The organism is Pseudomonas sp. HT11 (genome assembly GCF_044875395.1).
Taxonomy (GTDB): domain Bacteria; phylum Pseudomonadota; class Gammaproteobacteria; order Pseudomonadales; family Pseudomonadaceae; genus Aquipseudomonas.
Genome location: NZ_CP173217.1, coordinates 5,189,355 through 5,213,819 on the forward strand (window position 1 = coordinate 5,189,355; position 24,465 = coordinate 5,213,819).

Sequence of the window (24,465 nt, forward strand, 5' to 3'; positions counted from 1 at the left end):
CTATTGTCCCAACTTGAGGCGAGCGGTCTCGCCACTGGTGAACGGCGCTACGTCCACAGGCTGGCCGTTGTAGGCCACTTGCGCGCCACGGGCAAAGCCCAGACGCAGCGTCAAAGGAGGCTTGCCGCCTTGGTCAAGCGTATCTCCCTTACGCTTCAAACCGCTGAACAGCACTTTGCCGTTGCCATCGGTGACTTGCGTCCAGCAGTCAGCGACGAAGGTAATCTGGATATGCCCGTCGCCAGCGACCAACGCAGGCGCAGCAGGCGCAACGGTCGGCGCTGCCGGTGCAGTTGAAGCGGTGGTCGCTGGAGCCTGTGTGGCAGCTGCTGGGGTATGGGCCTGGGCAGTTGGCGCGGCCGGGGCCGCCGGTACGGCTGGAGTCGGCACGGCAGCAGTCGACGCTGCAGTACCCGCTTCCGGCGCGGGCTGCTCGGCGGTGGCCGGTGCTTCTGGCGCGGCTTGCCCTTCGGCAACGGCCTGGTCTTCCGGCTCGTCCAGCGGGTGAATCTGGGTGGTACCGTCGGCGCTTTCGACTTCGACGTGCTCCATGGCGTTGCTGGTCAGGTCCTTGCTGCGCTGGGAGGTCTGGTCTTGCCACCAGACGAAACCGCCGCCGATCACGGCAATCAGCAGCAACAGGCTGACAATTCGCAAAATCGTGTGGGAAACCCGCACCGGCTCTTCGATGCGACCCAGGCCATGCACATTGCTGCCCTGAGAGTCGGTGCCGGTAAATTGGTCGAATTCCTGGACCAGCACGGTCTGGTCAATGCCCAGCAACTTGGCATAAGCGCGGATATAGCCGCGGGCGAAGGTATGCCCAGGCAGCTTGTCGAACGCGCCGGCTTCCAGGTTGCCCAGGGAAGTCGTGGTCAAATTGAGCTTGAGGGCCACTTCTGCCAGCGACCAGCCATTGCTTTCGCGGGCCTGACGCAAGGTCTCGCCTGGGTTTACGCGATTAGCTGCTACAACTTCCGGGTGCGCCGCTTTCATCATTGCTCCGACAGGTATTGCTGATATTCCGGCGTACCGGGATAGAGTCGTTCGAGTTGCTGGCCAAAACGTGCGGCGGTGTCGCGTTCATCATGAACCGTCGCCAGCCGCACACCGAGCAATAGACTACGTGCATTTTGCCCGCTGAGCAGGCTAAAACGCTCGTAATAGTCACGTGCCGGCACATAATGCCTGTCTTCGTAAGACAACTCAGCCATTTCGAGCAACGCGCGTGGCTGACGACTGTTCAAATGCAGGGCTTTTTCCAGCTGCTGGCGCGCGCTGTCGCGCTGGCCGAGGCGCATCGAGGTGACCCCAAGGTTCTCGAACACCCGCGACCGCTCCGGGTAGAGGGCGTCAGCAGCGGCTTGTTGGAAATAACGGGAAGCCTGGTCATAACGTTTCTGCTCGAACAGGAAGCTGCCGTAATTGTTCAGCAGCCGAGGGTCGGCAGGACGCGAAGACAAGGCCTTGTGGAAATATTGATCGGCCAACTCAGGCTCGGCCTGGGCCTGGAACACCAAAGCCAGCGCGGCATTCGCGTCGGCATCGTCGCTGTCCAGCTCGAGGGCCTTTTTCAACGGTACCTTGGCCTGCTCGCTCATGCCTTGTCGCAAATAACCCAAACCCAGTTGCACATAGGCAACTCGCGCCTCGTCACGGCCTTTACCCGTCTGCAAAGGGCTGTCATGGCCCGATGAAACACAACCGGCCGCGAGGCCGGTAACTAGCAAAAGCAGCGCAAGGCGCAAGGGCATAGAGATCCTCTCTCAGATTCGATTCACAGCAATTTGCGGCAAATCTTCGGCGGCGTTAAGTTCGCGCACGGCGATATAACGTTCGCTACGGCGGGTGCGGTCCATCACCTGCCCTACCAATTGGCCACAGGCGGCGTCGATGTCTTCACCACGAGTGGTGCGTACGGTGACGTTGTAGCCGGCCTGGTGCAGTTGATCCTGGAAACGGCGGATAGCATTGTTGCTCGGCCGCTCGTAGCCAGAATGTGGAAACGGGTTAAACGGAATCAGGTTGATCTTGCACGGGGTGTTCTTGAGCAACTCGATCATCTCGACGGCGTGCTCAACCTTGTCGTTGATGTCCTTGAGCATGGTGTACTCAATGGTCAGCACACGCTTCTCGCCCAAGGTCGCCATGTAACGCTGGCAAGATTCGAGCAGCATCTTAAGCGGATACTTCTTGTTGATCGGCACCAATTGGTTACGCAATGCGTCATTGGGTGCGTGCAGCGACAACGCCAGGGAGACGTCGATGTGCTTGGCCAGCTCATCGATCATCGGCACCACGCCCGAGGTCGACAGGGTCACACGGCGCTTGGAAATGCCGTAGCCCAGGTCGTCCATCATCAAATGCATGGCCGCAATAACGTTGTCGAAGTTCAGCAGCGGCTCACCCATGCCCATCATCACCACGTTGGTGATGGCACGGTCGACGGTTGCCGGGACGCTGCCAAAGGATTTGTTGGCAATCCACACCTGGCCGATGACTTCGGCGGCAGTGAGGTTGCTATTGAAGCCTTGCTTGCCGGTGGAGCAGAAACTGCAGTCCAGGGCACAGCCTGCCTGGGACGAAACGCACAACGTGCCGCGCTTGCCCTGGGGAATGTAGACGGTCTCGACGCAGCTGCCGGACGCCACGCGCACCACCCACTTACGGGTGCCGTCGCTGGAGATGTCCTCGCTGACCACTTCGGGACCACGGACCTCAGCAATGGCCTTGAGCTTGTCGCGCAGGGCCTTGCTGACGTTCGTCATGGCGTCGAAATCGTCGACGCCAAAGTGGTGAATCCACTTCATTACCTGACCGGCACGGAAACGCTTCTCCCCGATTGAGTCGAAGAATTTCTCCATTTCCGGCTGAGTCAGACCCAGCAGGTTGGTTTTAACAGTCGATGTAGTCATGGATTCACCCTCACTCTTTAAGCCGATGCTTAGCGAGCGGTTACTTCAGTAGCAGCGAAAAAGTACGAGATTTCGCGAGCAGCAGCGGCTTCGGAGTCCGAACCGTGAACAGCGTTGGCGTCGATGGACTCAGCGAAGTCAGCACGGATGGTGCCGGCAGCAGCTTCTTTAGGGTTGGTAGCGCCCATCAGCTCACGGTTCAGAGCGATAGCGTTTTCGCCTTCCAGAACCTGAACAACAACAGGACCGGAGATCATGAAGGCAACCAGGTCGCCGAAGAAACCACGAGCGCTGTGCTCAGCGTAGAAGCCTTCAGCTTCAGCTTTGGACAGTTGCTTGAGTTTCGAAGCTACAACCTTCAGGCCGGCTTTTTCGAAACGAGTGGTGATCTCGCCGATGACGTTTTTTGCAACAGCGTCAGGCTTGATGATGGAGAAAGTACGTTGAACAGCCATGGTGTAACTCCAGAAACGGTAATTTACGAAAAATTAAACCCGCGAATTATACGCGGGTTATTGGGTATTGCCTAACTGCGTAATAAGGCGGCTCAGTCTGCTTCTTCGATCCACAGGCCTTGAATCGCCTCCAGAACCTTTTCGCCACCACGGTCGGGGATGTCGTCAAAGTCCGGCAGCTCCATCACCAGATTGCGCAGCTTGACGAAGTTGACCGTCAGAGGATTGACCTCTGGGTGGGCTTCAGCAAGTTGTATAGCGATTTCTTGTACATCAACCCATTTCAGGCTCATGACATTTCCTTGAATCAATGCGGTGCTTCGGCCGCATGGTTGAGGGAATACTTCGGAATTTCGACGGTGATGTCTTCAGTCCCAACCTTTGCCTGACAGCTTAGGCGAGAAGTCGCTTCAAGGCCCCACGCGCGGTCCAGAAAGTCTTCTTCCAGCTCATCCGCCTCTTCAAGCGAGTTGAAACCCTCGCGAATCACGCAGTGGCAGGTGGTGCAAGCGCAAACACCGCCGCAGGCACTCTCGATCTCGATGTGGTTGTCATGGGCAACTTCGAGGATGGACTTGCCGGTCTCAGCCTCCACGACCATACCGTCCGGGCAATGCTCGGCGTGTGGCAGAAAAATGACCTGCGGCATTAATTATTCCTCGATTTCATTCAGGTTGCGCCCGGCCAGTGCGGCTTTCACCGTCTGATCCATGCGGCGGGCGGCAAAGGCATCAGTCACTTGCGACAGGCGCTTGGTCTGCTGCTCGATGGCGTAACCATCGTTGCCTTTCATCAGTTCGGCCAGCTCCTGCATCTGCAGGTCGATGACCATGCGCTCTTCGGCGTCCAACAGGCGCTCGCCATCGGCATCGAGAGCGCCTTGCACGGCCTCAAGCAGGCGCTGCGCATCGACTTGCTGTTCACGCAGTACACGGGCGACTTTGTCGTCACCGGCGTACTGGAACGAGTCCTTGAGCATTTTGGCGATTTCGCCGTCGGTCAGGCCGTAGGACGGCTTGACCTGGATGCTGGCTTCTACGCCTGAGCCCAGCTCACGCGCAGCCACGCTGAGCAGACCATCGGCGTCAACCTGGAAGGTCACGCGGATTTTCGCTGCACCGGCCACCATCGCCGGAATGCCGCGCAATTCAAAGCGCGCCAGGGAACGGCAGTCGCTGATCAGCTCGCGCTCACCTTGCAGCACATGAATCATCATGGCCGTCTGGCCATCTTTATAGGTGGTGAAGTCCTGGGCGCGGGCAACGGGGATGGTGGTGTTGCGTGGAATCACCTTCTCCATCAGGCCGCCCATGGTTTCCAGCCCCAGGGACAACGGGATCACGTCGAGCAGCAGCAATTCGCCACCGTCGCGCTTGTTGCCGGCCAGGGTATCGGCCTGGATTGCAGCACCGATGGCGACGACTTGATCCGGATCGATTTCAGTCAGCGGCTGGCGACCAAATGCTTCAGCAACGGCTTCGCGCACACGCGGCACACGGGTCGAACCGCCGACCATGACCACGGCAGCCACGTCTTCCAGCTCAACGCCGGAATCCCGCACAGCACGGCGACAGGCTTTAAGGCTGCGAGCGACCATTGGCTCGATCAGCGCGTCGAAGGCTTCGCGCGTCAACTGAGCCGACCAGGAACCGTAGGAAACATCGACAGAGTTGGCGTCAGTCAGCGCTTCCTTGGCCGCACAGGCGGTTTGCAGCAAATGCCGCTGCTCGCCCGGGTCCAGGTCGGCAGACAAACCGGCGCTGGTGATGATCCAGCCGGCAATGGCGTGATCGAAGTCATCGCCGCCCAGGGCGGTATCGCCACCGGTGGCCAGCACCTCGAACACACCGCCGGTCAGGCGCAGGATCGAAATATCAAAGGTGCCGCCGCCCAGGTCGTAAATCGCAACCAGGCCTTCGGCGTGCTGATCCAGCCCATAGGCCACAGCGGCCGCCGTCGGCTCATTGAGCAGGCGAAGCACGTTCAGACCGGCGAGTTTCGCCGCGTCCTTGGTTGCTTGGCGCTGAGCATCGTCAAAATACGCAGGCACGGTAATCACCGCGCCGACCAGTTCGCCGCCCAAGGTGGTTTCCGCGCGCTGGCGCAGCACCTTGAGGATATCGGCCGACACTTCCACCGGGCTTTTGGGGCCCTGGACGGTGTCGATGAATGGCATATGCGATTCGCCGCCGACAAAGCGATACGGCAGCTGGTCACCCAATTGCTTGACGTCGGACAGACCACGACCCATCAAGCGCTTGACCGACAGCACGGTGTTCAGAGGATCGGAGGACGCCGCCAGCTTGGCCGACTCACCAACTTCAATATGGTCAGCGTGATAGCGCACGGCCGACGGCAGGATAACCTGGCCATCGGCGTCGGGCAGCGGCTCGGACAGGCCGCTGCGCAAGGCGGCGACCAGGGAATTGGTGGTGCCCAGGTCAATCCCGACCGCCAGGCGACGCTGGTGCGGTTGAGGGCTTTGGCCGGGTTCGGCGATCTGCAGTAGGGCCATGGTAATCAGGTCTTATCTGTCTATCAGGCGTGCACGGGCAGCACTGGGTTAATCGTCGAGGCGCTCTTCTAGCTGGCGCACTTCGTAGGTGAGCTTGTCGAGGAACTGCATGCGCCGCATCAGGCGTTCGGCCTGTTCACGTTGCGCTGCATCATCCCAACAGGCTGCGAAGCTTTCGTTGAGCTCATCCTGGGCCATTTTCAGACGGCGCTTGAAGACTGCGACACCGGCCACATCGGCTTCGTCCTGCAAGTCTTCGAGTTCTTCGCGCCACTGCATCTGCTGCATCAGGAAGTCCGGGTCGTGCACCGTGACTTCAATCGGCAACTCGCCACCGTTCATCGCGAGCAGGTAACGCGCGCGTTTCGGGGGGCTTTTAAGCGTCTGATAGGCTTCATTGAGGCTGGCCGACTTCTCCAGCGCCAGGCGTTGCTCACGCTCGGAAGCGTCAGCGAAGCGGTCCGGATGCACGCCACGCGCCAATTCTCGGTAGCGCGTGGCAAGCTGCTCGAGGTCCAGCCGAAAGCTCGGCTGCAGCTCGAATAAAGCGAAATGACAAGGAGTACCCACAGATAGCCTCAGATGTTGAAGCTTTCGCCGCAGCCACATTCACCGCGTACGTTTGGGTTGTTGAACTTGAAGCCTTCGTTCAACCCTTCCTTGACGAAATCGAGCTCGGTGCCGTCCAGGTAGGTAAGGCTTTTAGGGTCGATGATCACTTTCTCGCCGTGACTTTCGAACACCTGATCCTCTTCGACCACCTCGTCGACAAACTCCAGCACGTAGGCAAGGCCGGAACAGCCCGTGGTGCGAACACCCAGACGAATCCCCTCACCTTTACCGCGCCCATTCAGGGAGCGGCGAATGTGCTGCGCAGCCGCTTCTGTCATGCTGATAGCCATCGTTGACTCCTTACTCGTCGCCAAATGCTTAGATCAAGCCTTTCTTCTGCTTGTAGTCGCGAACGGCCGCCTTGATGGCGTCTTCTGCGAGTACGGAGCAGTGAATTTTCACTGGCGGCAGGGCCAGTTCTTCGGCCAGCTGGGTGTTGCTGATGGTGACAGCCTCATCCAGGGTCTTGCCTTTCATCCACTCGGTCGCGAGGGAGCTTGAGGCAATGGCGGAACCGCAGCCGTAGGTCTTGAACTTGGCGTCTTCGATAACGCCAGCGTCGTTGACCTTGATCTGCAGGCGCATAACGTCGCCGCACGCCGGAGCGCCGACCATGCCAGTGCCGACATCAGGGTCTTCCGCGTTCATCTTGCCGACGTTGCGCGGGTTTTCGTAGTGGTCGATGACCTTTTCGCTGTAAGCCATGGTACTGAATCCTCACTCATCAGGGCCGCTCTGGAACCCTGTAAAAACGCCTGCGTTTTCCGCCACGTTCCTACAGAGCTTGGGTGGCGGCTTCTATATTTAGTGTGCCGCCCACTCGATCTTGGAAATGTCGACACCGTCTTTGTACATGTCCCACAGCGGCGACAGAACGCGCAGCTTGTTGACGGCTTCGCAGACTTTCTGCGCGGCGTAGTCGACTTGCTCTTCGGTGGTGAAACGGCCGAACGTAAAGCGGATCGAGCTGTGTGCCAGTTCGTCGTTGCGGCCCAGGGCGCGCAGCACGTACGAAGGCTCAAGCGAGGCCGAGGTGCAGGCCGAACCGGACGAAACCGCCAGGTCCTTGAGCGCCATGATCAGCGACTCGCCTTCGACGTAGTTGAAGCTCAAATTCAGGTTGTGCGGTACACGGGCGGTCATGCTGCCGTTGATGTACAGCTCTTCAAGGTTCTCGACCTGCTTGTAGAAGCGATCGCTCAAAGCCTTGATGCGCACGTTTTCGGCAGCCATGTCTTCTTTGGCTACACGGAAGGCCTCCCCCATGCCGACGATCTGGTGGGTCGCCAGGGTGCCGGAACGCATGCCGCGCTCGTGACCGCCGCCGTGCATGGTGGCTTCGATACGCACGCGAGGCTTGCGGCTCACGTACAGCGCGCCGATACCTTTAGGACCGTAAGTCTTGTGGGCGGAGAACGACATCAGGTCGACTTTCAGTTTCGACAGGTCGATGTCGACCTTGCCGGTGGACTGAGCCGCGTCGACATGCAGCAGGATGCCCTTGGAACGGGTCAGCTCGCCGATGGCCGCGATGTCGTTGATGGTGCCGATTTCGTTGTTCACGTGGATCACGGAAACCAGGATGGTGTCTTCACGCAGCGCGGCTTCGATCATGGCCGGGGTGACGATGCCGTCGGTGGTTGGCTCGAGGTAGGTGACCTCAAAACCTTCACGCTCCAGTTGGCGCATGGTGTCGAGGACAGCCTTGTGCTCAATCTTGGTGGTGATCAGGTGTTTGCCTTTGGTCGCGTAGAAATGCGCCGCGCCCTTGATTGCCAGGTTGTCGGACTCGGTAGCACCAGAGGTCCAGACAATTTCGCGTGGGTCGGCGCCCACCAGGTCAGCCACCTGGCGACGAGCATTCTCGACCGCTTCCTCGGCTTTCCAGCCGAACACGTGGGAACGGGAGGCCGGGTTGCCGAAGTTTCCGTCAACCAGCAGGCATTCGCTCATCTTTTGCGCGACACGCGGATCAACCGGGGTGGTCGCTGAGTAATCAAGGTAAATCGGCAATTTCATGGACTTTCTCCTAAATCAGGCTGGCTGGCGTGCCGTTAGCTCTGCGGCTGTCACTCGACGGCGGACGCTTCGATCTTGTCCAGACGCGGCGCCTTGGTGTTACAACGGCGCTGGTCCTGACGCTGGGCTACTTCTTGCACCTCACGGCGAGTCACAAGATCAGCCAAGCTGATACCACTCAAAAACTCATGGATCTGCAGGCTCAAGTCACACCACAAGTGGTGCGTCAGGCAGGTGTCGCCGGCGTGGCAGTCACCCAAACCCTGGCATTTGGTGGCATCGACGGATTCGTTCACCGCGTCGATCACCTGGGCTACCTGAATGCCCTGCATGTCGCGGGACAGTTGGTAGCCGCCACCCGGCCCACGTACGCTGGAAACCAAGTTGCTACGGCGCAATTTGGCAAACAGCTGTTCGAGGTAGGACAGGGAAATGCCTTGGCGCTCGGAGATATCGGCCAGGGACACCGGCCCAGTTTGCGCGTGCAAGGCCAGGTCAAGCATGGCGGTTACCGCGTATCGGCCTTTTGTAGTCAGTCTCATGGACAAGTACCAAGGTGTTTCAGAATGGGAGCAAGTATGCGATTCCCGAGTATTTAAGTCAACTATAAGACCTAGTACTTTAGTCAGGATTACCCGTAAAAAGGGCGCGCGAATCATAGCAGGATGGGGCGGGATCGAACAGCGGGAACGGGGCCAAAGCCTCACGCCAAGACCAATGGAGATCAGATGTGGGAGCTGGCTTGCCTGCGATAGCGGTGGATCAGCAGCTCAAAGGGTGGCTGGCAGACCGCTATCGCAGGCAAGCCAGCTCCCACAGGGGATTTTACCGACCTTAAGACTCAGCCAGCCTTGGTGACAGCTTCGCTCTTGATCTCGGCAAAGTCTTCTTCGCGCAGCTCAGGCAGATCTTTCGCACAATAGCTGCTGCCCAACTCCTTCAACGCGCCGCACATGCCGTCCAGCTTGCCGTCGACTGCCTGCAAGTGATCAAGCAACTGCCCAATGGCACGCGCCACGGGGTCAGGCATGTCTTCGCTGACGCCGTAGGCATCGAAGCCGATCTTTTCAGCCATGGCCTTGCGCTTGGCTTCCTGCTCATCGCCGACTTCCGGCTTGACGATGATCCGCCCCGGAATGCCCACGACGGTAGCGCCAGGCGGTACGGCCTTGGTCACCACGGCGTTGGAGCCTACTTTGGCACCGGCACCCACCGTAAAGGGGCCGAGCACCTTGGCGCCCGCCCCTACCACCACGCCATCACCCAGCGTCGGGTGGCGCTTGCCTTTATTCCAGGTGGTGCCGCCCAGAGTCACGCCTTGGTACAAGGTCACGTCATCACCGATTTCGGCGGTCTCGCCAATCACAATGCCCATGCCATGGTCGATAAAGAAGCGACGCCCCACCTTGGCGCCTGGGTGAATCTCGATCCCGGTCAACCAGCGGCCGAAGTTCGACACCACGCGCGCCAGCCATTTCCAGCCCATGCCCCACAACGCGCCGGACAGGCGGTGAATCCAGATCGCGTGCATACCCGGGTAGCAGGTCAGCACTTCAAAGGCGTTGCGCGCCGCCGGGTCACGGTGGAAAACACTCTGGATATCTTCTCGCAAACGCTCGAACATTTTTAATCCTTCCGCTTAAGCAGCTCGCCACGGGCCGCTTTCTGGGTTTCCGTGAGGATGCCACGCAATATATTCATTTCTGCTCGGCTGACCGAGCTGCGCCCGTACAAGCGACGCAGGCGTGCCATCAAGTGCCGTGGTTTTTCCGGATCAAGGAATTCGATGGCCACCAGGGTTTGCTCCAGGTGCTCATAGAATCGCTCCAGCTCGTCCATCGTGGCCAGTTCGCCACTCTTGGTCGATGCAACTTCATCCTTTTCTACCTTGCTCGGCTGACCTTCAGCGGCCAGCCAGGCCATGCGCACTTCATAACTCAAAACCTGCACCGCCGCCCCGAGGTTCAGCGAACTGAATTCAGGGTCTGATGGAATGTGCACGTGGTAATGACATCGCTGCAGCTCTTCATTGGTGAGGCCGGAGTCTTCACGGCCGAACACCAAGGCGATTTCTGCGCCGCCGGCAGCTTCTTCCACTACCTTGGTGCCGCACTCGCGCGGATCCAGCAGCGGCCAGGGGATGCGACGGTCGCGGGCGCTGGTGCCGAGCACCAGATTGCAGCCGACCAAGGCGTCTTCCAAGGTAGCGACAACCTGGGCTTTTTCCAGGATGTCGTTGGCGCCGGAGGCACGGGCATCGGCCTCGTGGTGCGGGAACACGCGCGGCTCGACCAGCACCAGGCGCGTCAGCCCCATGTTTTTCATGGCTCGCGCCACCCCGCCGATGTTGCCGGGATGACTGGTATTGACCAAAACGACACGAATGTTTTGCAGCAAGGGAGGCGCTCTCGGACACGGGAAAGGGGAGCAAATCTTACAGAACAGCCTAAGGTTATGCCATGAAAGCTAACGTCGTCCTTCACCTGAAGAAAGTTTCTGCTAGAATGCCCGGCTTTCTTTAACAACCTTAGGTGACACATCCATGCAGCCCATGCTGAATATCGCGCTGCGCGCCGCCCGCAGCGCCAGTGAATTGATCTTCCGCTCCATCGAGCGCCTGGATACCATCAAGGTCGACGAAAAAGACGCCAAGGATTATGTGTCCGAGGTGGATCGCGCCGCCGAACAGAAAATTATCGACGCGCTGCGCAAGGCCTACCCCACCCACGGCATCCTCGGCGAAGAAACCGGTTTGCACAAAGGCAGCGGCGAAGGCGAAGACTACCTGTGGATCATCGACCCACTGGATGGCACCACCAACTTCCTGCGCGGCATCCCACACTTTGCCGTGAGCATTGCCTGCAAATACCGTGGCCGCCTGGAACACGCAGTGGTTCTGGACCCGGTTCGCCAGGAAGAATTCACCGCCAGCCGTGGCCGTGGCGCCCAGTTGAATGGCCGTCGTCTGCGTGTCAGCGGTCGCACCAGCCTAGACGGCGCCCTGCTGGGCACGGGCTTCCCGTTCCGTGACGACCAGATGGACAACCTGGAAAACTACCTGGGCATGTTCCGCGCTCTGGTTGGCCAGACCGCCGGTATCCGTCGCGCTGGCGCAGCCAGCCTGGACCTGGCTTATGTGGCTGCCGGCCGTTTTGATGCGTTCTGGGAGTCGGGCCTGTCCGAGTGGGACATGGCCGCAGGCGCCCTGCTGATTCAAGAGGCTGGCGGCTTGGTGAGCGACTTCACCGGCGGTCACGACTTCCTTGAGAAAGGCCACGTCGTTGCCGGTAACACCAAGTGCTTCAAGGCAGTACTGACGGCGATCCAGCCGCACCTGCCGGCTTCGCTGAAGCGCTAAGCGAGCGAGCACAAAAAAGCACCCCGAGGGGTGCTTTTTTATGCCTGGCATTTGGTGCGAACTCAAACACCAGCAACACAACAGATCAAATGTGGGAGGGGGCTTGCCCCCGATTGCAGTAGACCAGTCACAAATTTATTAACCGATGTACCGCTATCGGGGGACAAGCCCCCTTCCACATTTTGAATTATGCCAGGCCTTGGATTACTGCTGGTTCTGGCCCAACACCAAGCGCCCTTCCTTGTCGACCGGGATCTGACCACCTGGATCACGGTCCATCCGCACCGAACCTTCCTTGCCATCCAGGGTGTACCGCACGTCATAGCCGACAACCTTGTCGCTGATGTCGTTGACGGTGTTACACCGGGTTTGCGTGGTGGTGTAGGTATCGCGGTTCTGCATGCCTTCCTGAACCTTGTTACCGGCGTAACCGCCACCCACCGCACCGGCTACAGTCGCCAGCTTCTTGCCATTACCGCCACCAACCTGGTTGCCCAACAGGCCACCGGCCAGCGCACCCACCACGGTGCCGACGATTTGATGCTGATCCTGCACCGGCTTCTGCCGGGTTACGGCGACGTCCTTGCAGACCTCGCGCGGGGTTTTAATCTGGGTTTTCACCGGCTGCACCGCCAGCACTTGCGCATACTCAGGGCCGCTTTTTACCAGGCTGTAGGTGGCAACAGCACCCCCGGCAGTCACACCGACAGCACCCAATACCGCACCAACCAGCAACGACTTGTTCACGTGAACCTCCTGACCATCACAAGCGGACCGAAACGTCCGCGCTATACCCAGCCTTGGAGCAAAAAAAAAGGCGCGAGTTCAATACTCGCGCCTTCTTTGTAACAGCGTGTCAACAAGCGCCCATCAAGGGCGGTCGTCGACCTCCTTGCCGGTAGCGGCAGGAGGGATCAAGTCTTCGCTGTTGAGGTTCAGCCAGATCAGCACCACGTTGGCGATGTAGATCGACGAGTAGGTGCCCGCCAGAACGCCGATGAACAGCGCCAGGGAGAAGCCCCACAGGTTGTCGCCACCGAAGATCATCAGCGCAGCAATCGCCAGCAACGTGGAGATCGATGTCGCCATGGTCCGCAGCAGGGTCTGGGTGGTCGAGACGTTGATGTTCTCGATCAGCGACGCCTTGCGCAGTACACGGAAGTTTTCACGTACCCGGTCGAATACCACGATGGTGTCGTTGAGCGAGTAACCAATGATCGCCAGCACCGCCGCCAACACTGTCAGGTCGAAGGTGATCTGGAAGTACGCGAGGATGCCCACGGTCACGATCACGTCGTGGATCAGCGACACAATCGCGCCGACGCCGAACTTCCACTGAAAGCGGAACGCCAGGTAGATCATGATGCCGACCAGCGCCATCAGCATGCCGAGGCCGCCCTGGTCGCGCAGCTCTTCACCCACCTGCGGGCCTACGAACTCAACGCGCTTGACCGACGCCGGGTTGTCGCCGCCGACCTTCTGCAAGGCTTCGGCTACCTGGTGACCCAGTTGCGGGTCTTCACCTGGCATACGCACCAGCAGATCGGTGGTTGCACCAAAGCTCTGCACGATGGCTTCGTGATAGCCGGCCTTGACCAGCTCGTTGCGCACCAGGGTAACGTCGGCCGGCTTCTCGTAGGTCAGCTCGATGAGCGTACCGCCGGTGAAGTCCAGACCGTAGTTCAGGCCCTTATGGAACCAGCTGAACAGCGCCAGAACGGTAAGGAGCACAGTGACGCCGAACGCAATGTTGCGAACGCCCATGAAGTTGATTGTACGTAACATGGCAGCCCCTTAAATCCACAACTTCTTGAAGTCACGCCCGCCAAAGATCAGGTTGACCATTGCGCGGGTCACCATGATGGCCGTGAACATCGAGGTAAAGATACCGAGGGACATGGTGACCGCAAAACCTTTGACCGGGCCGGTGCCCATGGCAAAGAGAATCCCGCCGACCAGCAAAGTGGTCAAGTTGGAGTCGAGAATCGCGGTAAATGCCCGGCCGAAGCCTTCGTTGATTGCACGCTGTACGGTCATGCCCGCCGCGATCTCTTCACGAATCCGCGAGAAGATCAGTACGTTGGCGTCTACCGCCATACCCATGGTAAGCACGATACCGGCGATACCTGGCAGGGTCAGTGTAGCGCCCAGCAGCGACATCAGCGCCAGCAGCATGACCATGTTTCCCGCCAGGGCCACGGTGGCAATGATGCCGAAGAAGCGGTAGATGGCAATGATGAACAGCGACACGAACAGCATGCCCCACAAGGCCGCGTCGATACCCTTGGTGATGTTGTCGGCACCCAGGCTCGGGCCAATGGTGCGCTCTTCAGCGAAGTACATCGGCGCCGCCAGGCCACCGGCACGCAGCAGCAGTGCCAGCTCGGACGATTCGCCCTGGCCGTTCAGGCCTGTGATGCGGAATTGAGCACCCAGTGGCGACTGGATGGTCGCCAGGCTGATGATCTTCTTCTCTTCCTTGAAGGTCTGCACCGGCACGTCTTTCTCGACGCCGTTGACCACTTGCTTGGTGTAGGTGGTGATCGGACGCTGCTCGATGAAGATCACCGCCATGCTGCGACCAACGTTGCTGCGAGTGGCGCGGCTCATCAGTTCGCCGCCGTGACCATCCAGACGAATGTTCACTTCAGGCGTGCCGTGCTCGCCAAAACCAGCCTTGGCATCGGTGACCTGGTCGCCGGTGATGATCAAGCCACGCTCGATCAACGCTGGAGGACGGTTACCTTCACGGAACTCGAATTCTTCGGCAGTCGCGCGAGAAGCACCCGGCTCAGCAGCCAGACGGAACTCCAAGTTAGCGGTCTTACCCAGGATACGCTTGGCTTCAGCAGTGTCCTGCACGCCCGGCAACTCGACCACGATGCGGTTGGCGCCTTGACGCTGAACAATCGGCTCAGCCACACCCAGCTCGTTGACGCGGTTACGTACCGTGGTCAAGTTCTGCTTGATGGAGTATTCGCGGATTTCCGCCAGCTTGGCTGGGGTCATCGCCAGACGCAGTACAGGTTGACCATTGAGGTCGGCCGGCACGATGTCGAAATCGTTGAAGTTCTTGCGGATCAGCGCACGGGCCTGTTCGCGGGACGCTTCGTCAGAGAAGCCCAGCTGGATGGCACCGTTGAGCTGCGGCAGGCTGCGATAACGCAACTTCTCTTTGCGCAGCAGGCTCTTCACATCGCCTTCGTAGACTTTCAGGCGTGCGTCGAGGGCTTTGTCCATGTCGACTTCCAACAGGAAGTGCACACCACCGGACAAGTCCAGACCCAGCTTCATCGGGTGCGCGCCAATGCTGCGCAGCCATTTTGGCGTGGTCTGTGCCAGGTTCAGCGCGACAACGTAGTCGTCACCCATGACCTTGCGCACAACGTCTTTGGCCGGTAATTGGTCTTCTGCCTTGGTCAGGCGCAACAAGCCGCCCTTCGCATCAGCCGCCAATGTTGCCGCTTTAACCTGAATGCCCGCATCGGTGAGCGCTTTGCTCGCGCGTTCCAGGTCAGCCTGATTGACTTGCAGCGAAGTGCTGGCGCCCGTGATCTGGATCGCAGGGTCATCAGGATAAAGATTGGGAGCGGAATAAATAAAACCGATCGCCAGCACCGCCAGGATCAGTACGTATTTCCACAGAGGGTATTTGTTCAGCATCACGCCGCCCGCTTATAACGCGGGGCGCCTTGCGCGCCCCGTCGATTGGTAAAGGTTGTTACTCAGATCGCTTTGAGCGTGCCTTTTGGCAACGTGGCGGCGATGGCGCCCTTCTGGAACTTCATTTCTACGGTGTCGGAGACTTCCAGAACCACGAAAGCATCGGAAACCTTGGTGATCTTGCCGGCGATGCCGCCAGTGGTCACAACTTCGTCGCCTTTTTGCAGGCTGCCCAGCAGGTTTTTCTGCTCTTTGGCGCGCTTGGCCTGTGGACGCCAGATCATCAGGTAGAAGATGACCAGGAAGCCGACCAGGAAAATCCACTCAAAACCACCGCCCATAGGGCCGGCAGCGGCAGGCGCAGCGGCGTCAGCCATGGCATTAGAGATAAAAAAGCTCATTTAGCACTCCAGTTGCAAATAGTGAATCTTAGGGTCGGAAAACTCAGTCCAAGGGCGGCACAGGGAGCCCGCGCTTGGCATAGAAGGCATCGACGAAGGCGGCCAATGTACCCTGTTGAATAGCCTCGCGCAAACCAGCCATCAGGACTTGGTAGTGACGCAAATTGTGGATGGTATTCAACATGCTACCCAGCATTTCCCCGCACTTGTCCAGATGGTGCAGATAAGCGCGCGAGAAGTTCTGGCAGGTGTAGCAGTCACAGGTGGGATCCAGCGGCGAATCATCATGGCGATGGAACGCGTTACGGATCTTCAGCACGCCTGTATCGATGAACAGATGCCCATTGCGGGCATTACGGGTTGGCATCACGCAATCGAACATGTCCACACCGCGGCGCACACCCTCTACGAGATCTTCCGGTTTGCCAACGCCCATAAGGTAACGAGGTTTGTCTGCCGGCATCAGGCCCGGCAGGTAATCCAGCACCTTGATCATCTCGTGCTTGGGCTCGCCCACCGACAAACCGCCGATGGCCAGGCCGTCAAAGCCGATCTTGTCCAGGCCTTCCAGCGAGCGCTTGCGCAGGCTTTCGTGCATGCCGCCCTGAACGATACCGAACAGCGCCGCGGTGTTGTCGCCATGGGCATTCTTCGAACGCTGAGCCCAACGCAACGACAGCTCCATAGAGATACGCGCCACGTCTTCGTCCGCCGGGTACGGCGTGCATTCGTCAAAGATCATCACGATGTCGGAGCCCAGGTCGCGCTGCACCTGCATCGACTCCTCCGGGCCCATGAACACCTTGGAACCGTCGACCGGCGAGGCGAAGGTCACGCCCTCCTCCTTGATCTTGCGCATGGCGCCCAGGCTGAACACCTGGAAACCACCGGAGTCGGTGAGGATCGGGCCCTGCCACTTCATGAAGTCATGCAGGTCGCCATGCTTTTTGATCACTTCCGTGCCCGGGCGCAGCCACAGGTGGAAGGTGTTGCCGAGGATGATCTCGGCGCCGGTGGCGACGATGTCACGCGGCAGCATGCCTTTGACGGTGCCGTAGGTGCCCACCGGCATGAAGGCCGGGGTTTCGACGGTGCCGCGCGGGAAAGTGAGGCGACCACGACGAGCCTTGCCATCCGTGGCCAACAATTCAAACGACATACGACTCATAGTTGTTCCTCAGGGCCCGCTTCTTTAGGAGCAGTCGGCGCAGGGTTTCGGGTGATAAACATCGCATCACCGTAGCTGAAAAAACGGTACTCGTTGGCGATGGCAGCTTGATAAGCGGCCATGGTTTCCGGGTAACCGGCAAATGCCGACACCAGCATCAACAGCGTGGATTCCGGCAAATGGAAGTTGGTGACCAGGCAATCGACCACATGAAACGGCCGGCCCGGGAAAATAAAGATATCGGTGTCGCCGCTGAACGGCTTGAGCACGCCATCACGCGCCGCACTCTCCAGCGACCGCACGCTGGTGGTACCTACCGCCACAACACGACCGCCGCGCGCCTTGCACGCCGCCACCGCATCCACCACTTCCTGGCTGACTTCGAGCCATTCGCTGTGCATATGGTGGTCTTCGATGTTATCCACACGCACCGGCTGAAACGTGCCGGCCCCCACGTGCAGGGTCACATAGGCACTTTCGACGCCCTTGGCGGCAATCGCATCCAGCAGCGGCTGGTCGAAATGCAGCCCAGCCGTCGGCGCGGCAACCGCACCCAAGCGCTGCGAGTACACCGTCTGATAGCGCTCGCGGTCCGCATCTTCATCGGGGCGGTCTATATAAGGAGGCAACGGCATATGGCCGACGCGTTCCAGCAGCGGCAACACCTCTTCGGCAAACTTGAGCTCAAACAGCGCGTCATGGCGCGCGACCATCTCGGCCTCGCCACCGCCATCGATGAGGATGCTCGAACCCGGTTTCGGCGACTTGCTCGAGCGCACATGGGCCAGCACGCGATGGCTGTCCAGCACCCGCTCGACCAGAATTTCCAGCTTGCCGCCGGACGCTTTCTGGCCAAACAGCCGTGCCGGAATCACCCGGGTATTGTTGAACACCATCAGATCGCCTGGGCGCAAATGCTCAAGCAAATCAGTGAATTGACGGTGTGCGAGGGCACCGCTCACCCCGTCCAGGGTCAGCAGTCGACTGGCGCGACGCTCGGCCAAAGGGTGGCGAGCGATCAGCGAATCAGGGAGCTCAAAAGTAAAGTCAGCAACGCGCATGATGGGGTTCGTCTAGCAGGGCCGGGAAGTCTAGCGGAAATAGTGAAAATAGACCATGAAACGTGATTGACCAACGGTAATCTCATCTCTATACTTCGCCGCCATTGAGCCCTGATGGCGGAATTGGTAGACGCGGCGGATTCAAAATCCGTTTTCGAAAGGAGTGGGAGTTCGAGTCTCCCTCGGGGCACCATCTTAAAGAAAGACCTTGAAATTCAAGGTCTTTTTTTTCGCCTGTAAAAAAGTAAGCAGGCACAGGCGAACGCAGACGTTAAGGAGCCGGGACCATGGAATTGACGCTGGAAGCTGTTGCCCTTTTTGCTCTCAAGCTGGTGCACGAGACCGAAGGCGCGAGCCCGATTCTGCGCGATGACCTGGTCATGGATGGGTATGAGCGGGAAGTGTTTGGGTTGTTGGTACGTCAGGGGGATCTGGCCGCGATTCAACTCAAACTTGATGAATGCCTGACGTTAGCACTCGACTCCCTGGGCGGCCCAAACACGGTGATGGGGCGTGAGCTGCAACGGCTCGCGGTGGACGTGCGCCAAGCGCCGACACTTGAAGCACTCGACGCCCCGCTCAACGCACTCAAGGACTACCTGAAAGCCATCCTGTGACGCGCAACTTACCGCCGCCCTTCAACCGCCATCCGCACCGCCAACCCCATCAACACCGAGCCCATCACCCAGCGCTGCGCCACCTGCCAACCCGGGCGGGTGACGAAGAACACCGCGATAGAGCCTGCCATAACGGCAATCACCGAGTTGACGCTCACGCTGATGGCAATCTGCGTAAAGCCCAACACCAGCGATTGCGTCAACACACTGCCATGCCCGTTCGGGTCGATAAACTGCGGCAGCAACGACAAGTACATGACTGCCACTTTGGGGTTCAGCAGGTTGGTCACAAAGCCCATCATGAACAGCTTGCGCGGGCTGTCCTCGGGTAAATCCCGAACCTGAAACGGCGAACGGCCACCCGGCTTGACCGCCTGCCAGGCCAGGTACACCAGGTACAACGCCCCGCCGAGCCGCAGCGCGTCGTAGGCAAACGGCACCGCCATCACCAACGCGGTAATCCCCAATGCCGCGCACAACATGTAAACCACAAACCCCAACGCAACGCCGCCCAGGGAAATCAGCCCGGCCGTACGCCCTTGGCAAATCGAGCGGGAAATGAGGTAAATCATGTTCGGCCCGGGCGTGAGTACCATGCCGAGTGAGATCAGGCCGTAGGCTAGCCAGCTGGACAGTTCGGGCATGGTGTCGCTCCTTAAGAGTTGTGCTGGGCACCATGGTAGGGCGATGAAAAGCAGGCCGTTAGATACAGATCCGCGAGCAAAACGTCATACACATAAACAAAAAAGAGACCTTGGCGTCCCAAGGTCTCTTTACTGACACTGATTCAACGGATGTACACCCTCCAATGTGGGAGCTGGCTTGCCTGCGAAGATGCCAGCCGCCACACCCTCAACTCACCCGCCTACACACCAACAGCGTCACCCTCTTCCATCACCCCATTCGGCAACATCCCATTGGCCAAATCATCCACCACCGCCTTCGCCATCCCCCCCAAATAATGCGCCGCCCAGGCGTAGCGATCCGCGCTGTTGTCCATGGCGGCATCCAACGCGAGCATTTTGGAACAGTGCAGAAGCTCGGAGGCATGCTCCAGGGCATCGCGGATGGGTACGCCGGAGTTGACGCGGAATACGCGGTGGAGGTTGGGCTGTTGGCCCCCTTTTTAATTATCGTCGCTAACAGAATGACTTTTCCCACGCACACCATCGAACAACACCGACATCAACCTCTGATCCCCCCTCGTACGCTCACTCCCTCGCACAAGGAAGTGAGCCCGTCATGTCAGAACGCGCGTACCCCATCACCGAAGAAGAACAACTCAAACGGCGAATCCTGATGCCGCAGCCGAAGCGGGAGCCCTATTCGCCGCCGATAGACTTATTCAACTCGGCACCTGCCCCGGCGCCTACGCCCGTAAAGCTTCCGGGCTGTGTGTTCACCAAACCCTGCCAACTGCCCGACGGCATCATTCGCTACAACGACCCCACCGGTTACGTACCGCTGGAGCTGATCAAGGATTACGGCCACTTCAGCCTGTTGGGTGGGCGCGAGGTGGACAGCCGAGGCGCGGTTGCTTTGCGCAAGATCAGCGGCAGTGCCCTGCCCGTTGGTTTAGGGCAGTTGGCGTTGCGCTCGGCGGTGGTGGAATCCGCAGCCACCGCTGCTGGCACTGTCGCCGGTGGCTTATTGGCCGGTTTGGTGGCGCTGGCTTGGCCGTCGGAACTGGGTGATAGCGCGCTCTACAGCGAGGAGCAATTGCGTTCGCTGCCACAGGCGCGGTCGCAGATGCGTTTGCATGTGGAGCAGCGTGAGGACGGCACGCTCAAGGGGTATGGGTTTTACACGGGCAACCATGCCGATTGGCAGATGATTGATGTGGTGCAGTTCCAAAGCCGTGGCGACCAGTTTGTGGCGGACTTGGGTGAAGGCGTGGAGCTGATCTGGACGCCTGCGATTGATCCGGGGGATACGCTGGGTATTCCGGCATTGGAGGCTGCGCCGCAAGCGCCGGTGATTTGGATTTACCCGCCGACGGAGAAAGCCGCGCAGATTCTGGTGAACCCGATTTATCCGCCGCAGTATCGGGATTTTATTCTGGTGTTCCCGGTGGAGTCGGGGGTTCGGCCGCTGTATGTGGTGGTTAGCGTTCGGGCTGGGGATCACAAGTACCACAAAGCGCCTAAAGCGGCACAAATAACCGGATTTTCTAACCTGATAAAGGCGAAGCCTAAAACTCCAAAACAAGGAGGCGGCGGGTTAAGAGAGCGCTGGATTGATGAAAAAGGGAGGACAATCTATGAATGGGATTCACAACACGGCGAGCTGGAAGCCTATCGAGCAAGTGATGGAAGCCACATCGGGGCCTTCAGTCATATAACGGGCGAGCAGCTGAAACCGGCAAACAAAAAACGAAACATCGCTAAATACTTGTGAGGCTATATGGGACTTAAAGTGAGATTAGATTGGTTCGACAAAACCACGGAATGGTTGGTTGGCACGGAAGACTCAAAGGATCTGGGAGAGGACTACTCCATTGTCACAACGCTAGGGCTCTCGAAGGAGGAGGTAGTCAATAACGGCATGTTTGAACTGCGTCGGGAATGGCTATCGCTTGTGCAACCCTTATTCGCTCATGAAATCGCTCTTACAGACAGCGACTATTTCATAGCACTCGATTACGAAGATGCCCAACTGTGACCTCACTTAGGGAAAATAAGATTCCATGCGCAGACTTTCACTAACAAACAAAAAACTCCGCAACATCCCCAGGCGCCTCAAAGCCCTGAGCCGCTGGGCCGACAGCTTCGAAGGCTGTTTCTACGAAGAATTACCGCCTCAACCTGACTACGTAACCGAAAGAATCCCCGTCATCGAAAATCTTGTTGAGGGCAAACAAACCACACCGGAAATTCAGGCGCACTGTGCTCAACAGTTGATCAATGTCTCAGGCCATCTGCTTAAAGCGCGACCAGACGACGCCCCTGAATGCTGGGTTGTCGCCTGCGTCATGCTTCCGGACATGTTCTCAAGCCGAGTCTGTGTCTACACCGATAAAGCTCGCTACTTGGGCCACACTCAACCTTTCGACTATGAGTACTTTCGCCAAGCTCGAATCACTGGCCGAAGCCTGGCCAAAGAATGGAGCCTGACCATCCCACCGGGGCTTCACGAAGTCGGCTTTCACTTCATTCACGAGAATGAAGACGGAGATATCTTCGAGTCAGAGCACTGGTACTTCGGCGAGGTCAGCACGACAGACGAAGACCCAGGCGGTGAGCGCTGGAAGTACCAGACCTTCAGGTCCTTCCAGGCGCAGCACCCGCATTTGTTCGGCTCGACCTCTTAGCTCGACTTGGCCCTGGTCCCTGCCCCTCAACACAATATCCCAGTGTTTTCATGCGCTGTTCCGCGTCGCCTTCGCGGCGTACCAAACGGATTTTTTTGCTGCTAGAGGCGCACAGGACGTGGGAGCGCAGCGATGCAAGTGCTTCGGTCAGTCAGGCGTACCGAGGCGATCCCTTCGTAGCCTCGCTGGGGCTCGACAACTCCCACATTTGAGCCGGGCTGCTTCAGGTTTCGTTGAATACCAGCCGCGCGCGCAGGCCGCCCTGCTCCAGATTGTGCAGCGTAAGCCTGCATCCGATCTTCCCGACAATCATCTCCACAATCGCCAACCCCAGCCCAGCGCCATTGGCGTTATCCCGACTGTAAAACCGCTCAAACAAGCGCTCCATTTCCGCTTCATCAATCCCCGGACCTTGGTCTTCCACGCTCAAGCAGTCAGCGCCGATCACCACTTTCACTTCGCTGCCCGCGGGGGAAAAGTTAAGCGCGTTAGTCACCAGGTTTTGCAGAGCAATCGCCAACGCCACCGGCTCGGTTTGTACCCAACATTGCTCCTCCCCTTCCAGCACCAGCTCCACACCCTTTTCCATCGCCAGCGGCGTCAGCTCAGCCAGTTCTTCGCGCACCAGTTCCGTCAGTTGCACAGGCTTGCACACGGGGTTGTTCAGTTGCGGCTCGATGCGCGCCATGGTCAGCAACTGGCTGCCAATGCGCGTGGCGCGGTCCACGCCATTCAACAGAAAATCCAATGCTTCGCGCCGTTGTTCTTCGGTGACCGCGCTTTGAGCGTTCTGCGCATGAATGCGCAGGATCGCCAGCGGCGTGCGCAGTTCATGGGCAGCATCGGCGATAAAGCGGCGTTCGCGCTCGAGCAGGTCGTCCATCTGCACCAACAACCGATTAAGCGCGGTTTGCATCGGCTCCAGATCAGTCGGCAGCGGCTTGAGGTGCAGCGGCTGCAAGGTGTCGGTACTGCGCCCGCGAATTGACATCACCATGGCGCGCAACGGTTTGAGACCCCAGCCGATGGTCAGCCAGATCAACACGGTCAGCAGCGGCACGCCGATCAGGGTGGGCCAGAGGGTGTGGCGCACGATGCGTTCGATCAGGTCCTGGCGAATGTCGTCGCGCTCGCCCACCCAAATCAGCAAGCCCTGCTGCGGGTCGGCGAGGAGGAAGGCGCACCAGTCGTTGCCGTTATCCATGATGTCGTGGGCGCCGAGGGTAGTCGGCGGCGCAGCCAGCACGGGCGCCTCGGCGGAGCGCACGAGGAGTTGACCGTCGGTGCGCCATACCTGGAAGGTCAGGCGGGTTTCATACGGGTGGGCGGCGCCGTCTTCGCCGACGCGGCTCATGGCGTGGTCGAAGGCTTGATACAACCTGTCCCAATCCGCTTCGCCTGGGTCGCGCTGGCGCAGTACGCCTTGCAGCAGGCGCGCGCTTTGGGCGAGTTGGGCGTCATAGACTTCTTCGATTTCATGGTGGCTGTCGCGCAGCACCAGCCAGCTGATCAGCGCGTCGCCGAGCAAAATAAACACCAGCACCGGAATGAGGATGCGCGCGCGAACGGAGGTCATGGTTTGAGCGCCAGCACATAGCCGACGCCGCGCACGGTGCGGATCAGCTCGGTGGATAACTTTTTGCGCAGGTTATGGATCAGCACTTCCAGGGTGTTGCTCTCCACCCGGTCTTGCCAACCGTACAGCGCGCGGGACAGGCGCTCGCGGGTCACGACTTTGCCGGGGCGCACCATCAGTTGGTGCAGCAGTTGGTATTCCATCGGGGTGACGATGATGTCTTGATCCTGATAACGCACTTGCTGGGTAGCCGGGTCGAGGCTGACGCCGGCGTGCTCCAGCATCGGCTGCGCGCGGCCCTGGCTGCGGCGCAACAGGGCGCGCACGCGGGCTTTGAGTTCTTCGACGTCGAAGGGCTTGATCAGGTAGTCGTCGGCGCCAGCGTCCAGGCCGGCGATACGTTCAGCGGTGCCGTCGCGGGCGGTGAGGATCAGCACCGGCAGGTCGTGCTGCCCGGCGCGCAGTTGCTGCAACAGGTCGAGGCCATCGAGGCGCGGCAGACCGAGGTCGAGCAGGAGCAAATCGAAGCTTTCGGTGCGCAGTGCGTGCAGGGCGCTGAGGCCATCCTGCAGCCAATCCAGGGTGTAGCCTTCTGCGCCCAATGCCACGCGAATGCCCTGGCCGAGGGCACGATCATCTTCGACTAGGAGTAGGCGCATTGCGGAATCTCTGTAGGAAACGGCGGAATGATGCCGGTTCTGCAGCGGCCCCTTCGGGGAAAGATGTTACGGCGCGTTGCCAACTAAGGTTGCGCTAAGGTTGGTTTTGCACTGTGAAATCTCCCACATCTGCTGA

The 24,465-nt window shown here is 59.2% G+C and carries 28 protein-coding genes, 1 tRNA gene and 1 pseudogene; 6 read left to right on the forward strand and 24 right to left on the reverse strand.

Annotated features, from left to right (window positions below; genetic code table 11):
• The 14 genes from ABWL43_RS23960 to trmJ all read right to left on the reverse strand — a co-directional run bounded on the left by ABWL43_RS23960 (position 1) and on the right by trmJ (position 10,913).
• On the reverse strand, positions 1 to 996 hold the full coding sequence (locus ABWL43_RS23960) for a RodZ domain-containing protein (RefSeq protein WP_404484785.1): 996 nt from the start codon (positions 994 to 996) through the stop codon (positions 1 to 3).
• On the reverse strand, positions 996 to 1,754 hold the full coding sequence (pilW, locus tag ABWL43_RS23965) for a type IV pilus biogenesis/stability protein PilW (RefSeq protein ID WP_404484788.1): 759 nt from the start codon (positions 1,752 to 1,754) through the stop codon (positions 996 to 998). Before pilW ends, ABWL43_RS23960 begins: the two co-directional genes overlap by 1 nt.
• A 12-nt stretch (positions 1,755 to 1,766) precedes the next feature.
• Positions 1,767 to 2,915 (reverse strand): 23S rRNA (adenine(2503)-C(2))-methyltransferase RlmN, encoded by a 1,149-nt coding sequence (rlmN, locus tag ABWL43_RS23970; protein WP_005791178.1) that lies wholly within the window; start codon positions 2,913 to 2,915, stop codon positions 1,767 to 1,769.
• A gap of 29 nt (positions 2,916 to 2,944) precedes the next feature.
• Entirely contained in the window at positions 2,945 to 3,370 is a 426-nt protein-coding gene (gene ndk / locus ABWL43_RS23975; RefSeq protein WP_003175956.1) for a nucleoside-diphosphate kinase, read from the reverse strand.
• Between the two features lie 92 nt (positions 3,371 to 3,462).
• Complete coding sequence (gene iscX, locus ABWL43_RS23980) at positions 3,463 to 3,663, reverse strand: Fe-S cluster assembly protein IscX (RefSeq protein WP_003238461.1); 201 nt, start codon at positions 3,661 to 3,663, stop codon at positions 3,463 to 3,465.
• 14 nt (positions 3,664 to 3,677) lie between these two features.
• Positions 3,678 to 4,019, reverse strand: coding sequence for an ISC system 2Fe-2S type ferredoxin (fdx, locus tag ABWL43_RS23985; RefSeq protein WP_015885743.1), 342 nt, complete (start codon positions 4,017 to 4,019; stop codon positions 3,678 to 3,680).
• A gap of 3 nt (positions 4,020 to 4,022) precedes the next feature.
• The gene (gene hscA / locus ABWL43_RS23990; RefSeq protein ID WP_404484793.1) at positions 4,023 to 5,885 is read right to left on the reverse strand and encodes a Fe-S protein assembly chaperone HscA; all 1,863 of its coding nucleotides are present in this window, start codon (positions 5,883 to 5,885) and stop codon (positions 4,023 to 4,025) included.
• A gap of 48 nt (positions 5,886 to 5,933) precedes the next feature.
• The gene (hscB, locus tag ABWL43_RS23995; protein WP_242199880.1) at positions 5,934 to 6,455 is read right to left on the reverse strand and encodes a co-chaperone HscB; all 522 of its coding nucleotides are present in this window, start codon (positions 6,453 to 6,455) and stop codon (positions 5,934 to 5,936) included.
• Between the two features lie 8 nt (positions 6,456 to 6,463).
• Positions 6,464 to 6,787, reverse strand: coding sequence for an iron-sulfur cluster assembly protein IscA (gene iscA, locus ABWL43_RS24000; protein WP_003209680.1), 324 nt, complete (start codon positions 6,785 to 6,787; stop codon positions 6,464 to 6,466).
• A gap of 28 nt (positions 6,788 to 6,815) precedes the next feature.
• Positions 6,816 to 7,202 carry a Fe-S cluster assembly scaffold IscU gene (gene iscU / locus ABWL43_RS24005; RefSeq protein ID WP_003175965.1) on the reverse strand — a complete coding sequence of 129 codons (387 nt, stop codon included), beginning with the start codon at positions 7,200 to 7,202 and terminating at the stop codon, positions 6,816 to 6,818.
• Between the two features lie 99 nt (positions 7,203 to 7,301).
• A complete protein-coding gene (locus ABWL43_RS24010; RefSeq protein WP_017530022.1) occupies positions 7,302 to 8,516 on the reverse strand; it encodes an IscS subfamily cysteine desulfurase in 1,215 nt (404 codons plus the stop codon).
• A gap of 50 nt (positions 8,517 to 8,566) precedes the next feature.
• Positions 8,567 to 9,058, reverse strand: coding sequence for a Fe-S cluster assembly transcriptional regulator IscR (iscR, locus tag ABWL43_RS24015; protein WP_003194020.1), 492 nt, complete (start codon positions 9,056 to 9,058; stop codon positions 8,567 to 8,569).
• A 299-nt stretch (positions 9,059 to 9,357) separates the two neighbouring features.
• Positions 9,358 to 10,140, reverse strand: coding sequence for a serine O-acetyltransferase (gene cysE, locus ABWL43_RS24020; protein WP_404484798.1), 783 nt, complete (start codon positions 10,138 to 10,140; stop codon positions 9,358 to 9,360).
• Between the two features lie 2 nt (positions 10,141 to 10,142).
• Positions 10,143 to 10,913: a tRNA (cytosine(32)/uridine(32)-2'-O)-methyltransferase TrmJ gene (gene trmJ / locus ABWL43_RS24025; protein WP_003210307.1), complete on the reverse strand. Its 771-nt coding sequence runs from the start codon at positions 10,911 to 10,913 to the stop codon at positions 10,143 to 10,145.
• 145 nt (positions 10,914 to 11,058) lie between these two features.
• Between trmJ and suhB the strand changes: the two genes are divergently transcribed.
• Entirely contained in the window at positions 11,059 to 11,874 is an 816-nt protein-coding gene (gene suhB / locus ABWL43_RS24030) for an inositol-phosphate phosphatase (RefSeq protein ID WP_003175971.1), read from the forward strand.
• Positions 11,875 to 12,078: 204 nt separating this feature from the next.
• On the opposite strand, the gene ABWL43_RS24035 is transcribed toward suhB, so the two are convergent.
• The 6 genes from ABWL43_RS24035 to queA all read right to left on the reverse strand — a co-directional run bounded on the left by ABWL43_RS24035 (position 12,079) and on the right by queA (position 18,167).
• Positions 12,079 to 12,621, reverse strand: coding sequence for a glycine zipper 2TM domain-containing protein (locus tag ABWL43_RS24035; RefSeq protein WP_015885750.1), 543 nt, complete (start codon positions 12,619 to 12,621; stop codon positions 12,079 to 12,081).
• Positions 12,622 to 12,744: 123 nt separating this feature from the next.
• A complete protein-coding gene (secF, locus tag ABWL43_RS24040) occupies positions 12,745 to 13,659 on the reverse strand; it encodes a protein translocase subunit SecF (RefSeq protein WP_106578267.1) in 915 nt (304 codons plus the stop codon).
• Positions 13,660 to 13,668: 9 nt separating this feature from the next.
• Entirely contained in the window at positions 13,669 to 15,537 is a 1,869-nt protein-coding gene (secD, locus tag ABWL43_RS24045) for a protein translocase subunit SecD (protein ID WP_106578266.1), read from the reverse strand.
• Between the two features lie 62 nt (positions 15,538 to 15,599).
• Positions 15,600 to 15,938, reverse strand: coding sequence for a preprotein translocase subunit YajC (yajC, locus tag ABWL43_RS24050; RefSeq protein ID WP_003175975.1), 339 nt, complete (start codon positions 15,936 to 15,938; stop codon positions 15,600 to 15,602).
• Positions 15,939 to 15,981: 43 nt separating this feature from the next.
• Positions 15,982 to 17,097, reverse strand: a complete 1,116-nt coding sequence (gene tgt, locus ABWL43_RS24055) for a tRNA guanosine(34) transglycosylase Tgt (protein WP_003175976.1) — start codon at positions 17,095 to 17,097, stop codon at positions 15,982 to 15,984.
• 5 nt (positions 17,098 to 17,102) lie between these two features.
• The gene (gene queA / locus ABWL43_RS24060; protein ID WP_119736825.1) at positions 17,103 to 18,167 is read right to left on the reverse strand and encodes a tRNA preQ1(34) S-adenosylmethionine ribosyltransferase-isomerase QueA; all 1,065 of its coding nucleotides are present in this window, start codon (positions 18,165 to 18,167) and stop codon (positions 17,103 to 17,105) included.
• 108 nt (positions 18,168 to 18,275) lie between these two features.
• Here queA and ABWL43_RS24065 point away from each other — a divergent pair.
• Together ABWL43_RS24065 and ABWL43_RS24070 are read left to right on the forward strand one after the other, a co-directional pair.
• Positions 18,276 to 18,360: transfer RNA gene (locus ABWL43_RS24065), tRNA-Leu, on the forward strand.
• 94 nt (positions 18,361 to 18,454) lie between these two features.
• Positions 18,455 to 18,784 carry a hypothetical protein gene (locus tag ABWL43_RS24070; RefSeq protein WP_145164206.1) on the forward strand — a complete coding sequence of 110 codons (330 nt, stop codon included), beginning with the start codon at positions 18,455 to 18,457 and terminating at the stop codon, positions 18,782 to 18,784.
• 8 nt (positions 18,785 to 18,792) lie between these two features.
• On the opposite strand, the gene ABWL43_RS24075 is transcribed toward ABWL43_RS24070, so the two are convergent.
• Complete coding sequence (locus tag ABWL43_RS24075) at positions 18,793 to 19,428, reverse strand: LysE family translocator (RefSeq protein WP_404484805.1); 636 nt, start codon at positions 19,426 to 19,428, stop codon at positions 18,793 to 18,795.
• A 221-nt stretch (positions 19,429 to 19,649) separates the two neighbouring features.
• Positions 19,650 to 19,904: pseudogene (locus tag ABWL43_RS24080) on the reverse strand (DUF3077 domain-containing protein); the annotation flags it as partial.
• 122 nt (positions 19,905 to 20,026) lie between these two features.
• Between ABWL43_RS24080 and ABWL43_RS24085 the strand changes: the two are divergent.
• From ABWL43_RS24085 to ABWL43_RS24095, 3 genes are read left to right on the forward strand one after another with little or no spacing between them, the layout of a single operon-like run.
• On the forward strand, positions 20,027 to 21,181 hold the full coding sequence (locus tag ABWL43_RS24085) for a colicin E3/pyocin S6 family cytotoxin (RefSeq protein ID WP_404484808.1): 1,155 nt from the start codon (positions 20,027 to 20,029) through the stop codon (positions 21,179 to 21,181).
• Between the two features lie 6 nt (positions 21,182 to 21,187).
• Entirely contained in the window at positions 21,188 to 21,445 is a 258-nt protein-coding gene (locus ABWL43_RS24090; protein WP_404484811.1) for a colicin E3-like toxin immunity protein, read from the forward strand.
• 25 nt (positions 21,446 to 21,470) lie between these two features.
• Entirely contained in the window at positions 21,471 to 22,094 is a 624-nt protein-coding gene (locus ABWL43_RS24095; protein ID WP_145164213.1) for a DUF3916 domain-containing protein, read from the forward strand.
• Between the two features lie 223 nt (positions 22,095 to 22,317).
• On the opposite strand, the gene ABWL43_RS24100 is transcribed toward ABWL43_RS24095, so the two are convergent.
• Both ABWL43_RS24100 and ABWL43_RS24105 read right to left on the reverse strand, forming a co-directional pair.
• Complete coding sequence (locus ABWL43_RS24100) at positions 22,318 to 23,670, reverse strand: ATP-binding protein (RefSeq protein ID WP_404484814.1); 1,353 nt, start codon at positions 23,668 to 23,670, stop codon at positions 22,318 to 22,320.
• Positions 23,667 to 24,329, reverse strand: a complete 663-nt coding sequence (locus tag ABWL43_RS24105; protein WP_404484817.1) for a response regulator — start codon at positions 24,327 to 24,329, stop codon at positions 23,667 to 23,669. Before ABWL43_RS24105 ends, ABWL43_RS24100 begins: the two co-directional genes overlap by 4 nt.
• Positions 24,330 to 24,465: the final 136 nt, after the last annotated feature.